This window comes from Caballeronia sp. SEWSISQ10-4 2 (genome assembly GCF_030464885.1).
In the GTDB taxonomy this organism is placed as follows: Bacteria; Pseudomonadota; Gammaproteobacteria; order Burkholderiales; family Burkholderiaceae; genus Caballeronia.
Map to the genome: position 1 here is coordinate 1 of NZ_JALPRJ010000209.1, position 1176 is coordinate 1176.

The 1176-nt window shown below is 57.9% G+C and carries 1 protein-coding gene; it reads right to left on the reverse strand.

What is annotated here, in order from left to right; genetic code table 11:
- Positions 1–946 (reverse strand): IS630 family transposase (locus M0D69_RS43635; RefSeq protein WP_301787983.1); only part of this gene is annotated, 946 nt, incomplete at its 3' end.
- Positions 947–1176 lie beyond the last annotated feature (230 nt).

The following is a 1176-nucleotide window of genomic DNA, read 5'->3' on the forward strand; positions in this document are numbered from 1 at the left end:
CGCGGCGGGTGTAGAGGGCGAACCATAGTTCGATCTGATTGACCCAGCTCGCATGTAAAGGGGTGAAGTGGAAGTGAAACCGCTTACCATGCCTCGCGTTGAATGCCTGCCACACGGCGTGTGCGCGATGCGTATTCAGATTGTCCCAGATGACATGCACCTGTTTGCCAGGGTACGCGTGCGCCACGCTCTCCATGAAGGCCACCAGATCGTCCTGCGTGCGCCGCTCGCGGCAACTCCCCAGCACCTGTCCAGTATGAACATCGAGCGCGGCAATCAACGCCTGGGTGCCATGACGGATATATTCAAACTCACGACGACGCAGCCGTCGCGGCCCGGGCGCGCGTCCCGGATACTTGCGCTCGATGGCCTGAATGCCGGTTTTCTCATCGATACTCAGCACGACCGCGTTCCTGGGTGCGCGGCGATACAGTTTGCAAATCACATTGACCTTCTCGCGAAAGGCCGGATCCGGACTGTGTAGCCATTGTTGGACCCGGTGCGGGCGAATATCGCCGGCCTGCAAAATACGCTGCACATGGCTGCGGCTGATTTGCCCGACAATGCCGCGCTCCACGGCGCGCACCACGATCTCGTCGAGCGTCGGCGTGACCCGTCCCTCAGCTTCCTGCGCTTCGCACGCCAGCGCGATCAACTGCAGTCGCGTTTCCTGCGTGATGCGCGCAGGACGACCACTACGCTCACCTTCTCGAATTCCTTGCCCACCTTGCCGTGCGATGCGCTTGCGCCACAGGCTGACCGTTTGCACAGACACGCCCAGTTCCTGCGCAATCATCGTATTAGAGTGGCCCTGATGAGCCAGTAACGCGATGCGCGCACGCATCACATCTCGCTGTGGGGCAGTCTTGCGCCCGATCAGCGATAACAGTTCCTGTCTTTCTTTCTTCGCCAGCTTCACTGGCGTTGCGTGACGGCCTCGGCTCATCTTGCCATGATAAACGAGGCCGTTAAATATTCAACCTATTTACGGGATGTTGTACTAGATAGCGCGCCCTCCACTCTCTCGCTGAACGAAGACGTCTCTGTATTTGTTGTGGCGTCTCACACGTGACACGTAATAACTAGCACAACATCCCGTAAATAAGTTGAATATTTAGCGGTCTGTTTTTATCATGGAGAGATGAGCCGAGGCCGTCACGCAACGCCAGTGAAGCT